Genomic DNA, 19338 nt, shown 5'->3' on the forward strand with positions numbered 1-19338 from the left:
GTGCGTTGCATGGGGCGCAATGCTATGAGCGTATGTTGCGTCACCCGCAACCCTCATTACGGTTCGGCCGCTTATCCCAATGGGTCTAGACCGCCCCCACTCTCTGTGACCACAATCGCTCCCACCAATCGGAACCTGGAGGGGCCGGCATGAATCGACGTGTCATCGCCGCTGGTTGTATCGCCATGAGTCTCGGACTGACCGCCACGGCGTGCGGTGGCGATGACGGGGGCGACAAGGGCGACAAGGCCACCGACGGCAAGGGCAAGACCCTCACCGTATGGATCATGGAGGGGACCAACCCCGACGCACGCCCCTTCTTCGAGGAGGCCGAGAAGGCCTTCACCAAGAAGACCGGCGCCAAGATCAAGGTCGAGTACCAGCAGTGGGCCAGCGCCCAGAAGAAGTTCACGACCGCCATCGAGGGCGGCGAGGACCAGGTGCCCGACGTCGCCGAGGTCGGCACCACGTGGGTGCCGCAGTTCGCCGAGACCGAGGCGCTCGTCGACGTCACCGACGAGGTCAAGAAGTCCGGCCTGAACGACGACCTCGTCGAGGGACTCGCCGACGCGGGCACGCTCGACGGCAAGCAGTACGGCATGCCCTGGTACGCGGGCGTCCGCTCGATCGTCTACCGCAAGGACATCTTCGAGAAGCACGACCTGAAGGCCCCGACCACGTGGAAGGAGCTCCAGGCGACCGCCAAGGCGCTCAAGGAGAAGGAGCCGAAGCTCGTCTCCTTCCCGGTGGCGGGCGGCGCGGAGATGTTCGCGGCCCCCTTCATCTGGGGCGCGGGCGGTGACCTCGCCACCGAGTCCGGCGGCAAGTGGAAGTCCGGCATCAACTCGCCCGAGGCCATCAAGGGCATCGAGTACTACACCGGCCTCGCCACCAAGGACAAGGTCTCCCCGGCCAAGGTCAACACCTGGACGGAGAAGGAGGTCGGCGACGCCTGGAACAAGGGCGAGATCGCCATGGCCATCGGCGGCAACTGGACCCCGAAGGCGATCGTCGACAAGAACCCCGACCTCAAGGGCAAGCTCGCCGCCGTCCCGATCCCCGGCCAGAACGGCGGCATGAGCAAGTCCTTCCTCGGCGGCTCCTACCTGTCCACGTTCGACACGGACAAGAAGGACCTCGCCTGGGAGTTCGTGAAGCTGGTGACCACCGGCGAGTTCGCCGCCAAGTGGGCCGAGCAGACCAACTACTTCCCCGGCCAGAACTCCGAGCTGAAGAAGATCGAGGCGAAGAAGGACCCGCTGGTCGAGCCGTTCGCCAAGCAGATGCTGGAGGCCGGCGCGACCGTCCCCAAGACCAAGTCGTACGGCGAGATCCAGGCCTCCAAGGTCATCCCCGGCATGATCCAGTCGATCCTCACCGGCAAGGCGTCCGTGAAGGAGGCGGCCGACAAGGCGGCCAAGGACATGGACGCGATCTTCGCCAAGGACGAGTAGTCAGGAACGAGCAGGCAACGGCGAGTTCGGCACTGTGAAGGACGCACTGTGAAAGACACGCTCGTCAGCGGCGGACCCGAGGCCCCGGTCCGCCGCGGCCCCCGGCAGCCGGACGGCGCAGCCGAGGCGGCCCTCCGTCGCAAGAAACTGATCACCCTCACCCGCCCCTGGCTCCTCCTCGCACCCTCCCTCGTGGTCCTCGTGGGTCTGCTGCTCTGGCCGCTGATCCAGGTCGGCAAGCTCTCCTTGCAGGACTACAAGGTCAAGTTCGGCGGCGGCGTAGGGACGTTCACCGGCTTCGACCACTACACCGACCTGCTCTCCAGCAGCCTGCTGTGGAAGACGGTCCTGCCCAACACCGTCTTCTTCGCCTTCGCCTGCGTCGGCCTCACCGTCGCGCTCGGCACCCTCGTGGCGCTGCTGCTCAACCGCCTCGGCGCCACCTGGCGGATGATCTGCTCGGTCGCGATCCTCGCCGCCTGGGCGATGCCCGCGGTGACGGGGACGTACGTCTGGATCTGGCTCTTCCAGCCGCAGGACGGCATGGTCAGCCAGATCGCGGGCTCGGTCGGACTGATCGACCCGGAGACCACCAACTGGTTCACCGAGCGCGGCCCGTTCTACGCGATCGCCACGCTCAACGTCATCCACCACGGCTTCCCGTTCGTCGCCATCACCGTCCTCGCGGGACTCCTGACGATCCCCAAGGAACTGTACGAAGCGGGCGAGCTGGACGGCGCCAACGCCTGGCAGCGGTTCTGGAACATCACCGTGCCGACCATCAAGCCCGTCTTCCTCGTGGTGACCATCCTCTCCACCATCTGGGACTTCAAGGTCTTCACCCAGGTCTATCTGCAACCCGGCGGCGACGGCTCCAACGAGGACGTCTACAACCTCGGCGTCTTCTCCTACATCCAGGCCTTCGCCAAGAACGACTACGGCGCGGGCGCCGCGGCAGCGGTCCTGCTCACCGTGCTGCTCCTCGCCATCACCGTCGTCTACATCCGCACGCTGTTCCGGCAGGGGGACGAGGAACTGTGACAACCCGCCGCACCACTCTCGCCTCACGCATCGGCCTGCCTGCCGCGATCGCCGGGCTCCTCCTGTTCACGCTCTTCCCCGTCTACTGGATGATCTCCACGGCGCTCGACCCGAAGGCCGCCCTGCGCGGCTCGGACGTGCTGCCGAGCGGCATCAGCCTCGAACACTTCGAGTTCGTCTTCGACAAGGGCAACTTCGGTACGTACCTGCTGAACTCGGCGCTCGTCGGCCTCGCCACGATCCTCGCGGCCGGACTGCTCTCGCTCTTCGCGGCCATCGCGGTGGCACGGTTCAAGTTCCGCTTCCGCACCTCCGTGCTGATCATGATCCTGATCGTGCAGATGGTGCCGCTGGAGGCCCTGGTCATCCCGCTCTTCATCCAGATGCGGGACTACGACATGCTCAACTCCCTGCTGGGACTGAGCATCGTCTACATCGCCCTCTCGCTGCCCTTCGCCATCTGGACGCTGCGCGGCTTCGTCGCCACCGTCCCCAAGGAGGTCGAGGAGGCCGCGTACATCGACGGGGCGTCCTGGCCGCGGATGTTCTGGTCGGTGCTGCTCCCGCTGGTCGCGCCGGGGCTCGTCGCCACCTCGATCTTCGCCTTCATCACGGCGTGGAACGAGTTCGTGTTCGCGTACACCTTCATGAAGGGCAGCGACAAGTACACGGCCGCCGTGGGCATCTACCAGTTCTTCGGTGAGAACTCCACGGCCTGGGGCCCGGTCATGGCCAGCTCCACGCTGGTCACGGTGCCCGTGATGATCTTCTTCGTGATCGTGCACCGGAAGCTGGGCTCTGGCCTGGCGGCGGGCGCCGTCAAGGGCTGAGGACCGCGCGGAGGGTGTACGGGGACCAGGGGGCTACGGCACCTTGAACGTCTCCCCGTACACCTTCCACGTCAGCGGCGTCCGCAGGGCCAGGTTCCCGTCGTACAGGAACCGGCGCTGCGCCGTGTCCACGCGGCTGGTGTCGCGGTGGGCCTTCTCCTGCTTCATCGCCTTGCGGCGGATGTCCAGGAAGATGTCGAGGTACGCCTTCTCCCCGCCGCCCTGGGACGGGGTGTCCGCCTCCTTCAGCGCGGCCTCGCGCAGGCCGTAGAAGCCGTGCGGGCCCGTGCCGGGGCCGTGCAGGACCATCGCGTCGTAGTAGATGAACTGGCCGAGCGTGCCGAGCCCGTCGAGCTTGGCCAGGCGCACCGCCGGGTCGAAGTAGAGACGGTCGCGCGCGCCGTCCTGGGCCGCGCGGAACGCGGGCTTCGCCGCCTCCGCCTTCCATGCCTTGACGAAGCCGGGATCGAGGCCCTCGTGCGAGTCGCTGCCGTCGACCTCGCGCAGGGCGGGCAGATAGCGGGCCAGGCCGTTGTCCGGATGCTTCTTCGTGTACCGCTCGACGAGTGCGAGCAGATCGTGCGTGCCGGTGCAGAAACCGATGATCCCGGCGGTGTAGCCGTTGCCGTCGGCTATGTCCTCGATGTAGCCGTACTGGCCGCGCCAGTTCAGCGTCGAGTTCTCCGCGCTCGCCACCAGCTGCTGGGCGAGCTCCTTCTTCGCGGGGGCGGCGAGGCCGGGCGGCAGGTCCGCGATCAGCTCCTCGTCGGATTCGATCTCGGTCCTCGACTTGTCCTTCTCGTACGAACGTCCGGTGGCGGGAGCCCGCTCGCCGGCCTGGACGTCGCCGCTGTCCGGGTCACCGCTCAGGAGGTACGCGGCCACGGTGGCGACCGGGGCCACGGCGACGAGAAGGAGGAGACCGGCACGTTTCATCCGGCCAAGGGTACGGCGCGACCCGCTCTATTGACTAAAAGTCAATTCGCCGCCACTCTCGGGACCCGTGACCCAGCCGAGAGACCGGCCCCGGGAGGCGACGTGACCACCGAAGCACAGCCGCAACGCGAACGGCTCGCCACCGAGCTGCGCGACGAACCACCGGAATCCTTCCGCCAGTTGACGCCCGAACAACTGGCAACGCTCGCCGAAGCGCTGAAGCGACAGCGCGAGAGCCGGGCCGCCGGACTCAACGAGGCCGCCGAGGAAGCACTGAAACTCGTGCCCGCCCTGGCCCGCGGCCCCGTCCGCCGGATTCTCTTCCGCTAGCCGAGAGGAGCGAGGAGTCAGCATGGACAAGCTGCGCGGCAGGGCCGAGACCCTCAAGATCACCCACCTGCTCGACGTCGAACCCGGCACGCTCACCTTCCTCCAGGACCTGCCCGTCGAGGACGTACGCCGCTTCCGCACCCAGACCGTCGCGGCCCTCTTCGACCGGGCACCCGACATGCTCGACCGGATCGCCGCCGCCACCAAGCTCGTGCCCGCCGGAGTCGCGGCCGCCATCTCCCAGAAAGCCCTCGGACCGCGCCTGGCCGCCGCCGTCGCCGGACGCCTCGACCCCCCGCGCGCCGCCGACATCATCGAGAAACTGCCGGTCTCCTTCACCGCCCGGTCCTGCGCACACCTCGACCCGCGCCGCATCGAGGGCATCGTCGACCGGCTCGACGAAGACCTCGTCGTGCGCATCGCCGTGGCACTCGCCGAACGCGGCGACCACCTCACGATGGGCCGCTTCGTCGGCCACCTGCCCGACCCGGCGCTGCGCCGCATCCTGCCGCAGGTCGACGACGCCGCCGTGCTCAGGACGGGCTTCGCGATCGATGTGCCCGAACGGCTCGGCCACATCATCGAGCTCATGGGCGCGGACCGGCTCGCCTCCGTCATCGGCTCGGCGTCCGCCGACGGACTGTGGCCGGAGGCGCTGGCCGTCGCCGGCATGGTGACCGGCGAGCAGCGGCGCCGGATCGCCTCGCTCGCCGCAGGACAGCCGCAGGACCGGCTCGACACACTCGTCGTGACGGTCGCGGAGCAGGACCTGTGGGAGTCACTGCTGCCCCTGGTCGCGCTGCTGAGCGAGGAGGAGCGCCGCGCGGTGGCCGCACTGCCCTCCCTGCGGGGCGCGGACGTGCTCGCCGGAGTCGTGCGCGCGGTCGTCGCCACCGCCCTGTGGGCGGAGTTCCTGCCGCTCGTGGACGCGCTCCCCGCCGAGTCCCGCAAGACCGTCGCCGACACGGCGGGCGCGCTGCCCGAACCCGACTTGGACGCGCTCGCCCGCGAGGTCGACAAGCGGGACCTCTGGGAACTGGTCCTTCCGCTCGTCGAGCTGATGGACGACGACGCGAAGACACGGATCTTCGCCCTGCCGGCGTTCCAGGAGCAGACGGGGCGGTAGCCCGCACGGCGGACGCGGGGGCCGGTGCGGCGGGGCCGCGCGGGTGACACCCCCCGGGCACCCCGCATAAACGGGCCGCGGACCGGGGAGGGCCGCAGCCGGACCCGTCGACTTCCGGACGGGTCCGGCCACCCCCCACCGCCGCCGGGGTCCCGCCCGGCGCCCGCACGGAAAAAGGTCATATGCGCCCTCGCCACACAGTCGCCGCCCTCCTCGGCGCGCTCGCCCTCGTCGTCACCCTGCCGACCTCCGCGAACGCCGCCACCGGCGCCTTCCACTACAAGTTCGTCGAAGACGGCACCGTCCGGTACGCCACCCTCCACGACCCCGGCAGCCCCGCCTGCATCACGCTCCCCGAGGTCGCGGACGACGACACCTCCAAGCCCGCGTTCGCCCCGTACAACGACACCGACGCCTGGGCGATGGTGTTCACCGACGCCGACTGCAGCGACGACTCCTGGACCCTGAAGCCGCACGGGAAGCCCGCCACGGACCGGCTCAAGGTCCGCTCGGTCTACTTCTTCCACCGCGTCTGATCCACAGGACCGGCAGGGCACTCAGGGTGCTCACCCTGTCGTCGAGCCGCCGTCCACGGTGAACTCCGCTCCCGTGACGTAGGACGACGCGTCCGACGCCAGGAAGAGCACCAGCTCACCGACCTCCTCCGGGCGGCCCATCCTGCCCAGCGGCAGATGCGACCAGTCCCGCCCGGCGGAGGCGGCGGAGATCATCGGGGTGTCGATCGCCCCCGGATGCACGGAGTTGACCCGCACCCGGTACCTGGCCAGGTCCAGCGCCGCCGAGCGGGTCAGCCCCCGCAGACCGAACTTCGTCGACCCGTACGCCGCGTGGCCCTGGATGCCGACCAGCCCCGCCGTCGACGACACGTTCACGACCGACCCGCCGCCCGCCTCCTTCAGCGCGGGCAGCACCGCCTGGATGCCGAGGAAGGGCCCCAGGAGATTCACCCGGACCAGGGCCTCGAAATTCTCGTACGTCTCGTCCTCCACGGACGCCGTCCGCCACAGCGCGGCATTGTTCACCAGGACGTCCAGCCGCCCGAAGGCGCCGAGCGCCCCCGCCACGGCCGACGCCCAGCTCTCCGCGTCGGTCACGTCATGCCGTACGAACAGCCCCTGAGAGCCGAGGGACCCGGCGACCTCGCGGCCCTCCTCCTCCCGCACGTCCGTCACCACGACCCGCGCCCCGGCCTCCGCGAAGAGCCGCGCCTCCGCCGCGCCCTGACCGCGGCCCGCGCCGGTGATGAGGACGACCCTGCCGTCCAAGCCGTGGTTCATGCCATCCTCCGTACGTCCGTACGTGCCGAATCGGCATGTGTCTAGCAGTCATATGTGCAAGGTGGAAGGGCGGGGCGGCGCATGGGATCCGCGATCAGTCTGCGCAAGGTGGAGGACTCGGCGCCCGCGCTGGTCAGCCTCTACAAGAGCGCCGGGGTCTCCCTGCGCAAACACGGTCTGGAGGGGGAGCGGGCGGCGGTCTACCTCGTCGTCGACTACTCCGGATCGATGCGGCCGTACTACAAGGACGGCAGCGTGCAGGCCCTCGCGGACCGTGTGCTCGGGCTCTCCGCGCACCTCGACGACGACGGTGTCGTGCCCACCGTCTTCTTCTCGACCGACGTCGACGCGGTGACGGACATCGCCCTGGAGAGCCACAGCGGCCGGATCGACGAGATCGTCGCGGGGCTCGGCCACATGGGCAAGACCAGCTACCACCTGGCGATGGACGCCGTCATCGATCATCACGTCGACAGCTGTGACAGCGGCTCCACCGTGCCCGCCCTCGTCGTCTTCCAGACCGACGGGGGCCCCATCAACAAGTTCGCCGCAGAGCGCTACCTCTGCAAGGCGGCGAAGCTCCCGATGTTCTGGCAGTTCATCGGCTTCGGCGACCCGGCGAGCAAGCAGTTCGACTACCTGCGCAAGCTCGACGAGCTGGCCGTCCCCGCCAGGCGTCCGGTCGACAACGCGGGCTTCTTCCACGCCGGGGAGGACCCCCTGGCCGTGCCGGACGACGAGCTGTACGACCGGCTGGTGGGGGAGTTCCCGGCGTGGCTCGCGGCGGCGCGGGCGGGCGGCATCGTGGCTTGAAGGGGGGTCTTGGGTCGGGTCTTGGGTTCTTGAGGGGCGGCCGTTGGTTTCAGTCGACCAGGCGGTCGCGCAGCTTCAGGATCGTGCCCGCGTCGAGACCGAGCCCTTTGGACAAGTAGCCCCCCAGGCCGCCGTACCGCTTCTCCGCCTCGTCGAGGGCCGTGTCCAGGTAGTCGGTGCGGACCTCCTGGAGCGGGATGATCAGGTCGGGGTTCTGCATGAGACCGCCCTGCCTGAGCTGTTCGCGGAGCCTCGCGTCGTACGCGGCCCGGTAGGTGTTGGAGGCCAGGTAGTCGTCGGTGGCGGTCCTTTCCGGTACGCCGACGAGGCGCAGCAGGAGGTACGTCGTCCAGCCGGTGCGGTCCTTGCCCGCGGTGCAGTGGTAGAGCAGCGGCGAGCGGCTGACTGCGATGTCGCGCAGGGTGGCCGCGAACTGGGCGCGGTTGGCGGAGTCGGTGACGAAGGTGCGGTAGACGTCGTGCATGAACGCGGCCGCCCTGCCGTTGCCCAGCATCTCCTCCTGCTTGACCGGGTCCCTGGAGCCGATCGCGGTGATGAGCCGAGTGAACAGGCCGTTGTCGGTGACCGGCCGGGAGGTGGGGGAGAGCCCCACGGGCAGCCGGTCCGGGCCGTCGTACTGCACCTCGGCGGGCACCCGGAAGTCGATGACCTTCTTCAGGCCGAGCCCGGCGATCGTGCCGAGGTCGGCGTCGGTGAGCTTGCTGAGGGCGTCGGCGCGGTAGACCCGGCCGTGGCGCACCCGCTCCCCGTCGTAGGTCCGGTGACCGCCGACGTCCCGTACGTTGACCGCGCCCTGGAGCGGGATGTGCCGGACGGTGGCGGGCGCGGCGGCCGCCGACCGGGGCGCGGCCGGTGCCGCCCAGGCGGGCGCGGCGCCGAGCACGAGCGCGAGGAAGACCAGTCCGGTCGCGGTACGGGTACGGGTTCGTGAGATGCGCATCGGTCCGCCTTCCACCGGCTGAGGGTGCCGGTCGTTCTTCGGCCCAACCAAGCGATTGTTTGGTAGAAGGTAGCGATGGGCCCCGGAAGGGGGAAGGGGCATGCGCGACGTACGTCTCACGGGGCCGGGAACAACGGGTCCCGCGAGCGTGTTAAAGTTATGTGTTGCAGTTTTGGTACCCATGAACTTTATGTGCGCCTGACGGGAATGCTCCGAGGGCGCATTATTGTTTTTCCGGTTCTCTCCGGTATGGGGGTCATTGCAGCGCTGGAGAATCGCAATACCGTGGTTCCCCATTCACTGCCCCTGTTGAGGAGATTGACATGGCAACCGGCACCGTTAAGTGGTTCAACTCGGAAAAGGGCTTCGGCTTCATCGAGCAGGACGGCGGCGGCCCCGACGTCTTCGCCCACTACTCGAACATCGCGTCCTCTGGCTTCCGTGAGCTCCTCGAGGGCCAGAAGGTCTCCTTCGAGGTGACGCAGGGCCAGAAGGGCCTGCAGGCCGAGAACATCGTTCCTGCCTGATCGTCGCAGCGCGCGAACCTCACAGCCGAGGCCCGCACCGGAAGGTGCGGGCCTCGGCTTGCGCTGTCATCGGGCCCAACCGGGCCCAGAGCCGCTCCGGCTCAGAGGTCCGGAAGTCCAGCGACCAGGAAGGCACCACTGAATGAACCGCCCCGAACGCCCGGCACGCCCCGCCCGCAAGCGTCCCGTCAACGCAGCAGGAAAGGGCAGGCCGAACGGCCAGGCGAAGGGCTCCGCGAATTCCGCGAGGAAAGCAGGGAGCCGTAAGCCGAGGCCCGTCCAGGGCGGCGAGTTCGCGCTGCCCGAGAGCCTCACGCCCGCACTGCCGGCCGTCGAGTCCTTCGGCGAGCTGGACATGCCCGAGGCCCTCCTGAAGACGCTGGCCGCCCAGGGCGTCACCGAGCCCTTCCCGATCCAGGCGGCCACCCTCCCCAACTCCCTCGCCGGCCGCGACATCCTCGGCCGCGGACGCACCGGCTCCGGCAAGACCCTCGCCTTCGGCCTCGCCCTCCTGGCCCGCACGGCCGGACAGCGCGCCGAGTCGAAGTCCCCGCTCGCCATGGTCCTGGTGCCCACGCGCGAGCTGGCCCAGCAGGTGACGGACGCCCTCACGCCGTACGCGACGTCGGTGAACCTCCGCATGGCCACGGTCGTCGGCGGCATGTCGATCAGCCGCCAGTCCGGCACGCTGCGCCGCGGCGCCGAGGTCCTCGTGGCCACCCCCGGCCGCCTCAAGGACCTGATCGAGCGCGGCGACTGCGACCTGTCGCAGGTGCGCACGACGGTCCTCGACGAGGCCGACCAGATGGCCGACATGGGCTTCATGCCGCAGGTCACGGCGCTGCTCAAGCAGGTCGCCCAGGGCGGCCAGACGATGCTCTTCTCGGCGACGCTCGACAAGAACATCGACCGGCTCGTCCGGATGTTCCTGACCGACCCCGTCGTCCACTCCGTCGACCCGTCGGCGGGCGCGGTGACGACGATGGAGCACCACGTGCTCTACGTCGCCGACGAGACGGACAAGAAGGCCGTCGCCATGCGCATCGCAGCCCGCGAGGGCCGCGTGATCATGTTCCTGGACACCAAGCGAGCCGTGGACCGCTTCACCAAGCGGCTGCTCGCCAACGGCGTACGCGCCTCCGGACTGCACGGCGGACGTTCCCAGCCGCAGCGCAACCGCACGCTCGACCAGTTCAAGACCGGCCAGGTCACCGCGCTGATCGCGACGAACGTCGCGGCGCGCGGCATCCACGTCGACGACCTCGACCTCGTCGTGAACATCGACCCGCCCGCCGACCACAAGGACTACCTCCACCGCGGCGGGCGCACCGCCCGCGCGGGAGAGTCGGGCAGCGTCGTCACCCTCGTGCTCCCCGAGGAGAAGCGCGACATGACGCGCCTCATGACCGACGCGGAGATCCGCCCCAACACGGCGCGCGTCTCCTCCTCCGACGAAGAGCTGGTGCGGATCACCGGCGCGCGGGAGCCGTCGGGTGTGCCGGTCGTCATCGAGACGCCGCAACCGCAGCAGCAGCAGGCCAAGACGCCCTCGCAGCGGCGCCGCAGGCCGCGCGGAGGCGCCGGCGCCGGCGCGCAGGCGCAGGGCGGCGGGCAGGGGCAGCGGCGCACGCCCCGCCAGGGCCAGGGTCAGGGCGGTCAGGCCAGGGGCGGTTCCGGCGGAGCCGCGGGCGGCGCCACCGGCGGCCGTGCCCGCCGTGGTCGTCCCGCCGGCGGAGAACAAGGGGGACGCCGCTCCGCGGCGTGACGCGAGGGTGGTGCCGATGACGCGGCGGCGGGCGGCAGAATGAGCCCGCCGCCGCCTCACCGGCACCACTCGCACCGGCACCACCTGCGCCACCGCCTCACCGGCACCACTCGCACCGACACCATCTGCACCACCGCATCACCGGTACCACTCGCGTCGGCACCATCTGCGCCACCGCATCACCTGCGTCACGCGCACCGGCACCACCTGCGCCACCTGCACCGCCCGCGCCACCCGGTCCAAAGGAGCCCGCTCGATGTCCTTGGAGCGCGACCCCGTCGCCCTGCCTCTGCTCGAAGACGACCGTGCCGCGCTGCGCGCCGACTGTGGCAGTTGTTCCGGGCTGTGCTGTGTGGCGCTCACCTTCTCCGCGTCCTCGGACTTTCCGGTGAACAAGGACGCGGGCAAGCCGTGCACCAACCTCCGAACGGACTTCCGCTGCGGCATCCACCGCGACCTCCGGGACAAGGGGTACCGGGGCTGCACGGTGTACGACTGCTTCGGGGCGGGGCAGCGCGTCTCGCAGGGCACCTTCGAGGGCCGCGACTGGCGTCGGGATCCGGCCACCGCGCGTCAGATGTTCGAGGTCTTCCCCGTCATGCGGCAGCTCCACGAGCTGCTCTGGTACCTGACGGAGGCGCTGACGTTCCCGCAGGCCGCGCCGATCGCCGCCGACCTGGAGCGCGCGCTCGCCGAGACGGAGCGGCTGGCCACGGGCACTCCTGACGCCGTCGTCGGGACGGACGTGGCCGGCCACCGCCAAAACGTCAACCTGCTCCTCCTGCGCACCAGCGAACTCGTCCGCGCCGAGCACCTCGGCCAGGGGGGCGGGAAAGGCAAGGGCGGCAAGCGGGGCAAGGGCGGCGGCAAGGGCGGTGCGAAGAAGGACCGCAGGGGCGCCGACCTCATCGGCGCGCGGCTCCGCGGCGCCGACCTGAAGGGCGCCGACCTGCGCGGGTCGTACCTCATCGGCGCCGACCTGCGCGACGCGGACCTGCGGGCCGCCGACCTGATCGGCGCGGACTTCCGTGACACGGACCTGCGCGGCGCCGACCTGACCGGCGCGCTCTTCCTCACCCAGTCGCAGGTCAACGCGGCCAGGGGCGACGACAGCACGAAGCTTTCGGACTCCCTGCACCGCCCCGGGCACTGGTCGGGGGCCTGACCGGGCGGCAGCCCGCCACGCACCCTACGTACCGCTACGTAACCCACGTACCGCTACGTATCGCACTCCGACACCGTCCGGCACAGCGTGCACCGCACCCGTACGCGCCCCCGCACCGGCACCCGTATCCGCTGGTGGCAGGTGGGGCAGGGGAACGTCACCCGGAGTGCCCCGGCGTCCAGGGAGAAGGAGTAGGGCCCGCCCGCCTCGACCGCCCCGCCGTGGTCCTGCGCGTACCGCCGGTCCTTCGCGTACCGTCGCCGCCCCGCCCACCCCGCGGCCGTCAGCGGCGGCTGCTGCTCGTCGCGGCGGGCCTGGGCGAGCCCCTTCGTGTACGCCGTGTACGCCTGCGCACTGGTGAACCACGTCTCCGGGGCCTCGCCGAAGGCCAGCGCCCGCTTGGCCAGGACGTATCCGAACTCCTCCGGTGTGAGGTAGCCGAGTTTCTGCGAGGAGGCGCCGTCCTCGCGGTAGGCGTCCAGCAGCAGCCAGCCCGCGCCCAGGTAGGTGGTCGCGGTATCGGTCAGGATCTCGTTGTCGCGGGTGCCGGGGAACGACAGGTCGAGCCGGTGCAGATACACGTGCATGACCTCGTGCGCGAGGGCCGCGCCGATGTCCCTGCGGTGGGTGCGGAAGCGGTCGTTCAGCTCGATGAAGTACTCGGGGCCCGCGGCGAGTTCGACGTATGCGGCGTGCTCCATCTCGCGGAAGCCGACGATCATCCGCGCGTCCGGGAGGCGCAGGTGCCGCACCATCTCGCGGGCCACCCGCTGCACGCCGAGGTACAGGTCGTCCTGGTCGCTGAAAGCCACGTCGGCGGGGGCGACGCTGGTCTCGAAGGTGTGCACGGTGTCGTACGAGAGGCGTTTGTAGAGGGCGGTGAGGGCGGCGCGCACGGTCTCAAGGTGGGGGTAGCCGTGCACGACTGGACCGCCGCCGACCGTCACGTCCGCACCTCCTGACGTCACCCACCGGACCCCACAACTGCCCTCCACTGTACGGGCGTCGGCGTCCCGGAGGGGGGTCGGCGCGACGCGCCGTGGCCGGAAACCGCCCCTTGTCCTGAGCGGACACCGATCTCCATAATCCGGGGCAACGCTTTGGCGGGCTCATGCCAGCCAGAAGCGCCACCCCCACGAACCCCCCACGAAGGGAAGTCAGTTGAAGACCAAGCTGCGTGGAGTGAAGAGAGCCGCCACCCTCGGCGCGATCGCTCTGGCCACCGTCAGCCTTCAGCCCGTGGCCGCTCAGGCGGCTCCCCACCCGGGCCCGGAGCCGGGAGAGCGCGTTGTCGGCGGCACCCCCGCCGAGCAGGGCGAGTTCCCGTTCATGGTCCGTCTCTCGATGGGCTGCGGCGGTGCGCTGTACGCCAAGGACATCGTCCTGACCGCCGCCCACTGTGTGGACGGCTCCGGCGACAACACCGGCATCACCGCCGTCGGCGGCGTCGTGGACCTGGAGAGCCCCGACGCGATCAAGGTGAAGTCCACCAAGGTCCTCCAGGCCCCCGGCTACAACGGCAAGGGCAAGGACTGGGCCCTCATCAAGCTCGAGAAGCCGATCGACCAGCCCACGCTGAAGATCGCCAAGGACACCAAGTACAACGAGGGCGAGTTCGACATCGCCGGCTGGGGTGCCGACAAGGAGGGTGGCGACCAGCAGCGCCACCTCCTCAAGGCGAAGGTCCCGTTCGTCAGCGACGCCGACTGCGAGGCCGCGTACGGCGGCGACCTCACGCCCGGCGAGGAACTCTGCGCCGGCAAGCTGAACGTGGGCGGCACGGACACCTGCCAGGGCGACTCCGGCGGCCCCATGTTCCGCAAGGACGAGGCCGGCGAGTACATCCAGGTCGGCATCGTCAGCTGGGGCAACGGCTGCGCGCAGCCGAAGTACCCCGGCGTCTACACCGAGGTGTCGACCTTCGCGGGAGACATAGAGAAGGCGGCGTCGGAGCTCTGAGGTCGGAGCTGACGCCGTGACGTCCGGCGGGGTGCCTGCGGTCGCGGGCACCCCGCTTCGTCATGGGACGGCACAGGGACGGCACCGGGACGGCACCGGGACGGCACCCTCCGCCGGTTAGTCCAACACCTGCCCCTCCTTTGTCCATGGGCGCGTTCGTCCCGCCCGGCGCATCGTGAGCGGCACGAATTCCGTCCCACCGTTCCGTCCCACCGTCCATCCCATGTCCGTCCCATGGAGGGGTGCCCATGCTGCCGTCAGACACGTCAGGACCGAGCCGCAGAGCCGTGGTCGCGACGGGCGCGATCGCCGGGGTGGGCGCCGCCCTCGGAGCGGGCGGCAGCGCCTTCGCCGCGCCCGCCGCACCCGGCACCGGAAAGCGCCCGGCCGCCGAGGCGGTCCTGCGCTCCGCCGGCCTTGACGTGCGCGTCGCCACCGGCTTCCCGCGCGTCGTCTCGTACACCGACCGCGCGAGCGGCGCCGTCCTGCACGGCCGTACGGACGCCGTCACCACCGTCCTGATCGACGAGACCGAGCACACCCCGAAGGTCACCGTCACGACGGGCCGCAGCCGCGCCGCGTACGTGCTGTCCTTCGACGGCGGCACCCGGATCGACGTCGAGATCGCCGTCGAGGGCCACCAGGTCCACTGGCGCGTCACAAAGATCGCCGACACGGCCGCGCTGCGGGTCGGCACCCTGCGCATCCCCGGCCTCACCCTGCTCTCCGTACGCAGCGACCAGCCCGGTGCCACCCTCCTCGCCGCCAAGGTGCAGCTCGACAAGGCCAAGAGCGGCGACACCCTCGTCCGCCCCACAGCCGACACACCTGCCGAGCGGCCCACCGGCTGCGCCTACGCCGTCGTCGCGCACGACCGGCTCGGCGGCGCCGTCGAGACGAACACCGTCTACGACAAGCCCACCTCCGAGGCGGGCACGACATGGGAGAACGGCCGCCTGTGGCGCGAGACGGTACGACCCACCGAAAACGCCGACTACGTAGAGGCCCGGTTGGCGCCGGGACAGTGGACGCACCGCGCCGCGACCGCACCCGTCGACGCCACCGAACCCCTCCCGTACGCCACCGTCGTCATCACCGGTGACCGCAACGGCGACGGCAAGGTCGACTGGCAGGACGCCGCGATCGCCTTCCGCGACATCATGGTGACCCCCCTCGGCGCCGACGAGCAGCACCTGCGGGTCGTCCCGCACATCCCCTTCAACTTCGCCTCACAGGCCACCAACCCGTTCCTCGCCACGCTCGACAACGTCAAGCGCATCCACCTGGCGACCGACGGCCTGCGCCAGTACACGCTCCTCAAGGGCTACCAGTCCGAGGGCCACGACTCCGCCCACCCCGACTACGCGGACAACTACAACACCCGCGCGGGCGGCCTCGACGACCTCAACACCCTGGTCCGCGAGGGCAAGAAGTGGAACAGCGACTTCAGCGTGCACGTCAACGCCACCGAGTCCTACCCCGTCGCCAACGCCTTCTCCGAGAAGCTCGTCGACAAGAGCAACGAGCAGTGGGACTGGCTCGACCAGAGCTACCGCATCGACCAGCGCCGCGACCTGGTCTCCGGAGACATCATCAAGCGCTTCGCCGACCTGCGCGCCCAGACCGACAACGGGCTGGGCGCCCTCTACATCGACGTGTTCCGCGAGTCCGGCTGGACCTCCGACCGCCTCCAGCGCGCCTTGCGCGAACAGGGCTGGACGATCACCACGGAGTGGGGCCACGGCTTCGAACGGTCCGCGATCTGGTCGCACTGGGCCACCGAGCCCGACTACGGAGGCGACACCTCACGCGGCATCAACTCCCGCCTCATCCGCTTCATCCGCAACCATCAGAAGGACGTCTTCGCCGACAAGTGGCCCACCCTCCTAGGCATCGCCCGCATGGGCAACTTCGAGGGCTGGGTCGGCAAGACCGACTGGCACGCCTTCTACGACCTCATCTGGACCCACTCACTGCCCGCCAAATACCTCCAGGCCCACCCCATCAAGACCTGGGGCGAGCACGAGATCACCTTCTTCGCAGACACCCGGTCCAAAGCGGCGACGACGGTCTCCGACTCCTCCGGCAAGCGGCGCATCACCACGGACGGAAACGTCGTCTACGAAGACGGCCGCTACCTCCTGCCCTGGGAGCCCCGCAAGGCACACGACCCCGCCAAGCTGTACCACTACAACCCGGCGGGCGGCACGAGCAGCTGGCAGCTCCCGCGCACGTGGGCACGCCGCTCCAGAGTGGCCCTCTACCGCCTCACCGACCAAGGCCGCGTCTTCGAGTCGTACGTCTCCGTAGCGGGCGGAAAAGTCACCCTCGAGGCCGACCCGAAGCAGCCCTACGTCCTCTACCGCGAACGCGCCGCGTCCCTCCCCGACCCGAAGTGGGGCCAGGGCACCCCGCTGCACGACCCGGGCTTCCACTCCGGCTCCCTGAAGGGGTGGAAGGTCACCGGCCCCGCGTCCGTGCGGCTCAGCCCCCTCGGCGACCACGAACTGGTCATCGGCGCGGGCGCCGCGGCCTCCGTCGGACAGCGCCTCGCCCGCCTGAAGGCCGGCACGTATGTGGCGTCCGTGCAGGTCGAGGTCGGCGAGAAGCCGGGGGAGCGGCGTAAGGCGTCCCTGGAGGTGCGCACCGCCGACGGCATCACCGCGGCCAACTTCACGCAGACGTCCACCGCGGGCAACTACGTGGCCGCCGACCGCAAGCACGGCACCCGCTTCCAGCGCATGTTCACGTACTTCACCGTCCCCGAGGGCGGTGGCACGGCCGAACTGACCCTGCGCGCCGAGGCCGGACAGGCACGCGTGCGCTTCGACAACGTACGGATCGTCGCGACCCGACGCCCCGCGAAGCGCCCCCGCGCCACCCTCGCCCACGAGGACTTCGAACACGTCCCGCAGGGCTGGGGCCCCTTCGTGAAGGGCGACGCGGGTGACGTCACCGACCCGCGCACCCACATCGCCCAGCGCCACGCCCCGTACACCCAGCGCGGCTGGAACGGCAAGGTGATCGACGACGTCATCGACGGCACCAACTCCCTGAAGTCACGCGGCGAGAACACCGGCCTCGTCTACCGCACGGTCCCCCACACCGTCCGCTTCACCCCGGGCAAGCGGTACCGCGTCTCCTTCCGCTACGAGAACGAGAAGGCCGACCAGTACGCCTGGATCACCGCGGTCGACACCCCGGCACCCCGCGAACTCGACCGCAAGAACCTCCCCCCTGCCACCGAACCCACCACGCTCACCTACGAGTTCACCGCCCCCGCCGAGGGCGAACCCTGGGTCGGCCTGCGCAAGACCGGCGACGACGGCAAGGCGGAGTTCGTACTCGACGCGTTCGAGGTCAGCGAGGTCCTCACACCAGCGTGACCCGCTCCCCGCCCGCCTCAAGCTCCAGCACCCACACCTCGTTCGCCCCCGCCCGCAGCACCGGCCCCGGCACGTACAACGACGTCTGCGGGCCCGCCGACCAGTAGCGGCCCAGGTTGAAGCCGTTCACCCACACGAAGCCGCGCGTCCAGCCGGGCAGGGACAGGGCGGCGTCACCGGGGGAGTCGATGTCGACGATGCCCTGGTACAGGCCGGGGCGGCCCTCTCCGGAGGCGGCCGCGGGGACCTCCCGTACCGCCGACGGCACGTCGAACGCGTCGAGCCGCAGTGCCCGCGCCCGCACCCCGTGCAGGTACTGCCGCTCGTGCAGGACGCCGCCGGTGATGCCCTTGGGCTCACCCGTCCGCGGGCCGTAGTTGACCCGCCCCAGCGACTCCACCCACAGCTCCACGCGCGCGGGCCCGGCGACCGGGGCGAGCAGGGTCGGGGTGCCCTCCGTGAGGACGCCCGCCCGCTCCCCGTCGACGTACACCACCGCCCGGTCCCGCAGGCCCCGCACGCTCAGCGGATAAGGCTTGCGCGGGCCCGGCACCGTCACCGTGTAGCGGACCAGGCCGCGGTCCACGTCCAGGTCCTCGAACGTGGGCGGGACCGCGTGCTCCGACTCCGGCGAGCCCAGGGCGTCCAGGACCGCGTCCAGGGAGGACCAGTGGGGGAGGGGCGCCGACGCGGGCGCGCCCAGCGACGGCGGCGGCGGGGGTGGCTCGGGCAGGGGAGCGGACGCGTACGCGGCGAGGACCTCTCTGAACGCCCAGAACTTCGGCGTGGCACGGCCGAACTCGTCGACGGGCGCGTCGTAGTCGTACGACGTGACGTCCGGCTGCAGCTCCCCGTCGTGCAGCGAACCGCCGCCCCGGTTGGCGCCCGCCCAGCCCGCGAAGTTCGTGCCGCCGTGCGCCATGTAGAGGTTCACCGACGCACCGCACTCCAGGATCTCGCGCAGCGCCGCCGCCGCGTCGTCGGCGTCCCGTACGACATGTTCCGCACCCCAGTGGTCGAACCAGCCGCACCAGAACTCCATACACATCAGCGGGCCCCCGGGGCGGTGCGCGCGGAGCTTCGCGAACGCGCCGCGCGCACCCGAACCGAAGTTGGCCGTCGCGAGGACACCCGGGACCGAGCCGCCGGTCAGCATGTGGTCCTCGGGGCCGTCCGAGGTGAACAACGGCACCTCGACCCCCTCCGCGAGCAGCAGATCCGCCAGCCGGCGCAGATACACCCGGTCCGAGCCGTAGCTGCCGTACTCGTTCTCGACCTGCACCATGAGCACCGGACCGCCCCGGTGCCGCTGGCGTGCCACGACCTGCGGCAGGAGCCGGCGGAACCAGCGGTTCACATGTCCCAGGTACTCCTCGTCGCGCGTCCGCACGCGTGCCCCCACCGCACCCGTCAGCCAGTGCGGCAGACCGCCGTTCTCCCACTCGGCGCAGATGTACGGGCCGGGCCGCACGATCGCCCACAGGCCCGCCTCGTGCACCGCGTCCAGGAACCGGCCGAGCGCCTCGACGTCCCGGTACGTGCCAGGACGCGGCTCGTGCAGGTTCCACGGGACGTACGTCTCCACGCAGTTGAGCCCCATCGCCCGCAGCATCGCGAGCCGGTGACCCCATTGCGCCTCGTGCACCCGGAAGTAGTGCAGCGCGCCGGACAGCAGCCGCACCGGCCGCCCGTCCAGCTCGAAATCGTCCTCGCCGACCCTGAACCCGTCCATCGTGTCCTCTCGCTC

General features: G+C 70.3%; 17 protein-coding genes. 12 read left to right on the forward strand and 5 right to left on the reverse strand.

Annotated features, from left to right (window positions below):
* Positions 1–185: 185 nt before the first annotated feature.
* Genes AB0N81_RS07740 through AB0N81_RS07750 form a run of 3 tightly spaced genes read left to right on the forward strand, consistent with a single transcriptional unit; the run spans position 186 to position 3325 of the window.
* Complete coding sequence (locus AB0N81_RS07740) at positions 186–1454, forward strand: sugar ABC transporter substrate-binding protein (RefSeq protein ID WP_365356598.1); 1269 nt, start codon at positions 186–188, stop codon at positions 1452–1454.
* A 48-nt stretch (positions 1455–1502) separates the two neighbouring features.
* Positions 1503–2495, forward strand: a complete 993-nt coding sequence (locus AB0N81_RS07745; protein WP_365356600.1) for a sugar ABC transporter permease — start codon at positions 1503–1505, stop codon at positions 2493–2495.
* Positions 2492–3325 carry a carbohydrate ABC transporter permease gene (locus AB0N81_RS07750; RefSeq protein ID WP_365356601.1) on the forward strand — a complete coding sequence of 278 codons (834 nt, stop codon included), beginning with the start codon at positions 2492–2494 and terminating at the stop codon, positions 3323–3325. The genes AB0N81_RS07745 and AB0N81_RS07750 overlap by 4 nt, the downstream gene beginning before the upstream one ends.
* Positions 3326–3358: 33 nt before the next feature.
* On the opposite strand, the gene AB0N81_RS07755 is transcribed toward AB0N81_RS07750, so the two are convergent.
* Positions 3359–4261 (reverse strand): chitosanase, encoded by a 903-nt coding sequence (locus AB0N81_RS07755; protein ID WP_365356603.1) that lies wholly within the window; start codon positions 4259–4261, stop codon positions 3359–3361.
* Positions 4262–4363: 102 nt separating this feature from the next.
* Between AB0N81_RS07755 and AB0N81_RS07760 the strand changes: the two genes are divergently transcribed.
* From AB0N81_RS07760 to AB0N81_RS07770, 3 genes are all read left to right on the forward strand, one after another.
* Positions 4364–4591 carry a hypothetical protein gene (locus tag AB0N81_RS07760; RefSeq protein ID WP_365356605.1) on the forward strand — a complete coding sequence of 76 codons (228 nt, stop codon included), beginning with the start codon at positions 4364–4366 and terminating at the stop codon, positions 4589–4591.
* Positions 4592–4613: 22 nt separating this feature from the next.
* A complete protein-coding gene (locus AB0N81_RS07765) occupies positions 4614–5717 on the forward strand; it encodes a hypothetical protein (protein WP_365356607.1) in 1104 nt (367 codons plus the stop codon).
* 182 nt (positions 5718–5899) lie between these two features.
* Positions 5900–6253 (forward strand): hypothetical protein, encoded by a 354-nt coding sequence (locus AB0N81_RS07770; protein WP_365356609.1) that lies wholly within the window; start codon positions 5900–5902, stop codon positions 6251–6253.
* 30 nt (positions 6254–6283) lie between these two features.
* On the opposite strand, the gene AB0N81_RS07775 is transcribed toward AB0N81_RS07770, so the two are convergent.
* Positions 6284–7015, reverse strand: a complete 732-nt coding sequence (locus tag AB0N81_RS07775) for a glucose 1-dehydrogenase (RefSeq protein WP_365356611.1) — start codon at positions 7013–7015, stop codon at positions 6284–6286.
* An 81-nt stretch (positions 7016–7096) separates the two neighbouring features.
* Between AB0N81_RS07775 and AB0N81_RS07780 the strand changes: the two genes are divergently transcribed.
* Positions 7097–7828 carry a VWA domain-containing protein gene (locus AB0N81_RS07780; protein WP_365356612.1) on the forward strand — a complete coding sequence of 244 codons (732 nt, stop codon included), beginning with the start codon at positions 7097–7099 and terminating at the stop codon, positions 7826–7828.
* A gap of 49 nt (positions 7829–7877) precedes the next feature.
* Here AB0N81_RS07780 and AB0N81_RS07785 read toward each other — a convergent pair whose 3' ends face one another.
* Entirely contained in the window at positions 7878–8789 is a 912-nt protein-coding gene (locus AB0N81_RS07785) for a tyrosine-protein phosphatase (RefSeq protein ID WP_365356613.1), read from the reverse strand.
* A 323-nt stretch (positions 8790–9112) separates the two neighbouring features.
* On the opposite strand from AB0N81_RS07785, the gene AB0N81_RS07790 reads away from it, so the two are divergent.
* The 3 genes from AB0N81_RS07790 to AB0N81_RS07800 all read left to right on the forward strand — a co-directional run bounded on the left by AB0N81_RS07790 (position 9113) and on the right by AB0N81_RS07800 (position 12246).
* Positions 9113–9316 (forward strand): cold-shock protein, encoded by a 204-nt coding sequence (locus AB0N81_RS07790; RefSeq protein ID WP_030362889.1) that lies wholly within the window; start codon positions 9113–9115, stop codon positions 9314–9316.
* A gap of 142 nt (positions 9317–9458) precedes the next feature.
* Entirely contained in the window at positions 9459–11081 is a 1623-nt protein-coding gene (locus AB0N81_RS07795; protein ID WP_365356615.1) for a DEAD/DEAH box helicase, read from the forward strand.
* A gap of 256 nt (positions 11082–11337) precedes the next feature.
* Positions 11338–12246 carry a pentapeptide repeat-containing protein gene (locus AB0N81_RS07800; RefSeq protein WP_365356617.1) on the forward strand — a complete coding sequence of 303 codons (909 nt, stop codon included), beginning with the start codon at positions 11338–11340 and terminating at the stop codon, positions 12244–12246.
* 53 nt (positions 12247–12299) lie between these two features.
* Here the strand turns inward: AB0N81_RS07800 and AB0N81_RS07805 are convergent, their stop codons facing one another.
* On the reverse strand, positions 12300–13193 hold the full coding sequence (locus AB0N81_RS07805) for a hypothetical protein (protein WP_365356618.1): 894 nt from the start codon (positions 13191–13193) through the stop codon (positions 12300–12302).
* Between the two features lie 214 nt (positions 13194–13407).
* On the opposite strand from AB0N81_RS07805, the gene AB0N81_RS07810 reads away from it, so the two are divergent.
* Both AB0N81_RS07810 and AB0N81_RS07815 read left to right on the forward strand, forming a co-directional pair.
* Entirely contained in the window at positions 13408–14205 is a 798-nt protein-coding gene (locus AB0N81_RS07810) for a serine protease (protein ID WP_365356619.1), read from the forward strand.
* Positions 14206–14453: 248 nt separating this feature from the next.
* On the forward strand, positions 14454–17591 hold the full coding sequence (locus AB0N81_RS07815; protein ID WP_365356620.1) for an endo-alpha-N-acetylgalactosaminidase family protein: 3138 nt from the start codon (positions 14454–14456) through the stop codon (positions 17589–17591).
* Here the strand turns inward: AB0N81_RS07815 and AB0N81_RS07820 are convergent.
* Entirely contained in the window at positions 17578–19323 is a 1746-nt protein-coding gene (locus AB0N81_RS07820) for a beta-galactosidase family protein (RefSeq protein ID WP_365356621.1), read from the reverse strand. The two genes, AB0N81_RS07815 and AB0N81_RS07820, sit on opposite strands and share 14 nt — an antisense overlap.
* Between the last annotated feature and the right edge of the window lie 15 nt (positions 19324–19338).

This window comes from Streptomyces sp. NPDC093510 (assembly GCF_040683555.1).
Lineage (GTDB): Bacteria > Actinomycetota > Actinomycetes > Streptomycetales > Streptomycetaceae > Streptomyces.

Coding starts and splice junctions, on each gene's coding strand:
- AB0N81_RS07740 (WP_365356598.1), top strand. CDS start 186: ATGAGTCTCGGACTGACCGCCACGGCGTGCGGTGGCGATGACGGGGGC.
- AB0N81_RS07755 (WP_365356603.1), bottom strand. CDS start 4,261: ATGAAACGTGCCGGTCTCCTCCTTCTCGTCGCCGTGGCCCCGGTCGCC.
- AB0N81_RS07765 (WP_365356607.1), top strand. CDS start 4,614: ATGGACAAGCTGCGCGGCAGGGCCGAGACCCTCAAGATCACCCACCTG.
- AB0N81_RS07770 (WP_365356609.1), top strand. CDS start 5,900: ATGCGCCCTCGCCACACAGTCGCCGCCCTCCTCGGCGCGCTCGCCCTC.
- AB0N81_RS07775 (WP_365356611.1), bottom strand. CDS start 7,015: ATGAACCACGGCTTGGACGGCAGGGTCGTCCTCATCACCGGCGCGGGC.
- AB0N81_RS07780 (WP_365356612.1), top strand. CDS start 7,097: ATGGGATCCGCGATCAGTCTGCGCAAGGTGGAGGACTCGGCGCCCGCG.
- AB0N81_RS07785 (WP_365356613.1), bottom strand. CDS start 8,789: ATGCGCATCTCACGAACCCGTACCCGTACCGCGACCGGACTGGTCTTC.
- AB0N81_RS07790 (WP_030362889.1), top strand. CDS start 9,113: ATGGCAACCGGCACCGTTAAGTGGTTCAACTCGGAAAAGGGCTTCGGC.
- AB0N81_RS07795 (WP_365356615.1), top strand. CDS start 9,459: ATGAACCGCCCCGAACGCCCGGCACGCCCCGCCCGCAAGCGTCCCGTC.
- AB0N81_RS07800 (WP_365356617.1), top strand. CDS start 11,338: ATGTCCTTGGAGCGCGACCCCGTCGCCCTGCCTCTGCTCGAAGACGAC.
- AB0N81_RS07815 (WP_365356620.1), top strand. CDS start 14,454: ATGCTGCCGTCAGACACGTCAGGACCGAGCCGCAGAGCCGTGGTCGCG.
- AB0N81_RS07820 (WP_365356621.1), bottom strand. CDS start 19,323: ATGGACGGGTTCAGGGTCGGCGAGGACGATTTCGAGCTGGACGGGCGG.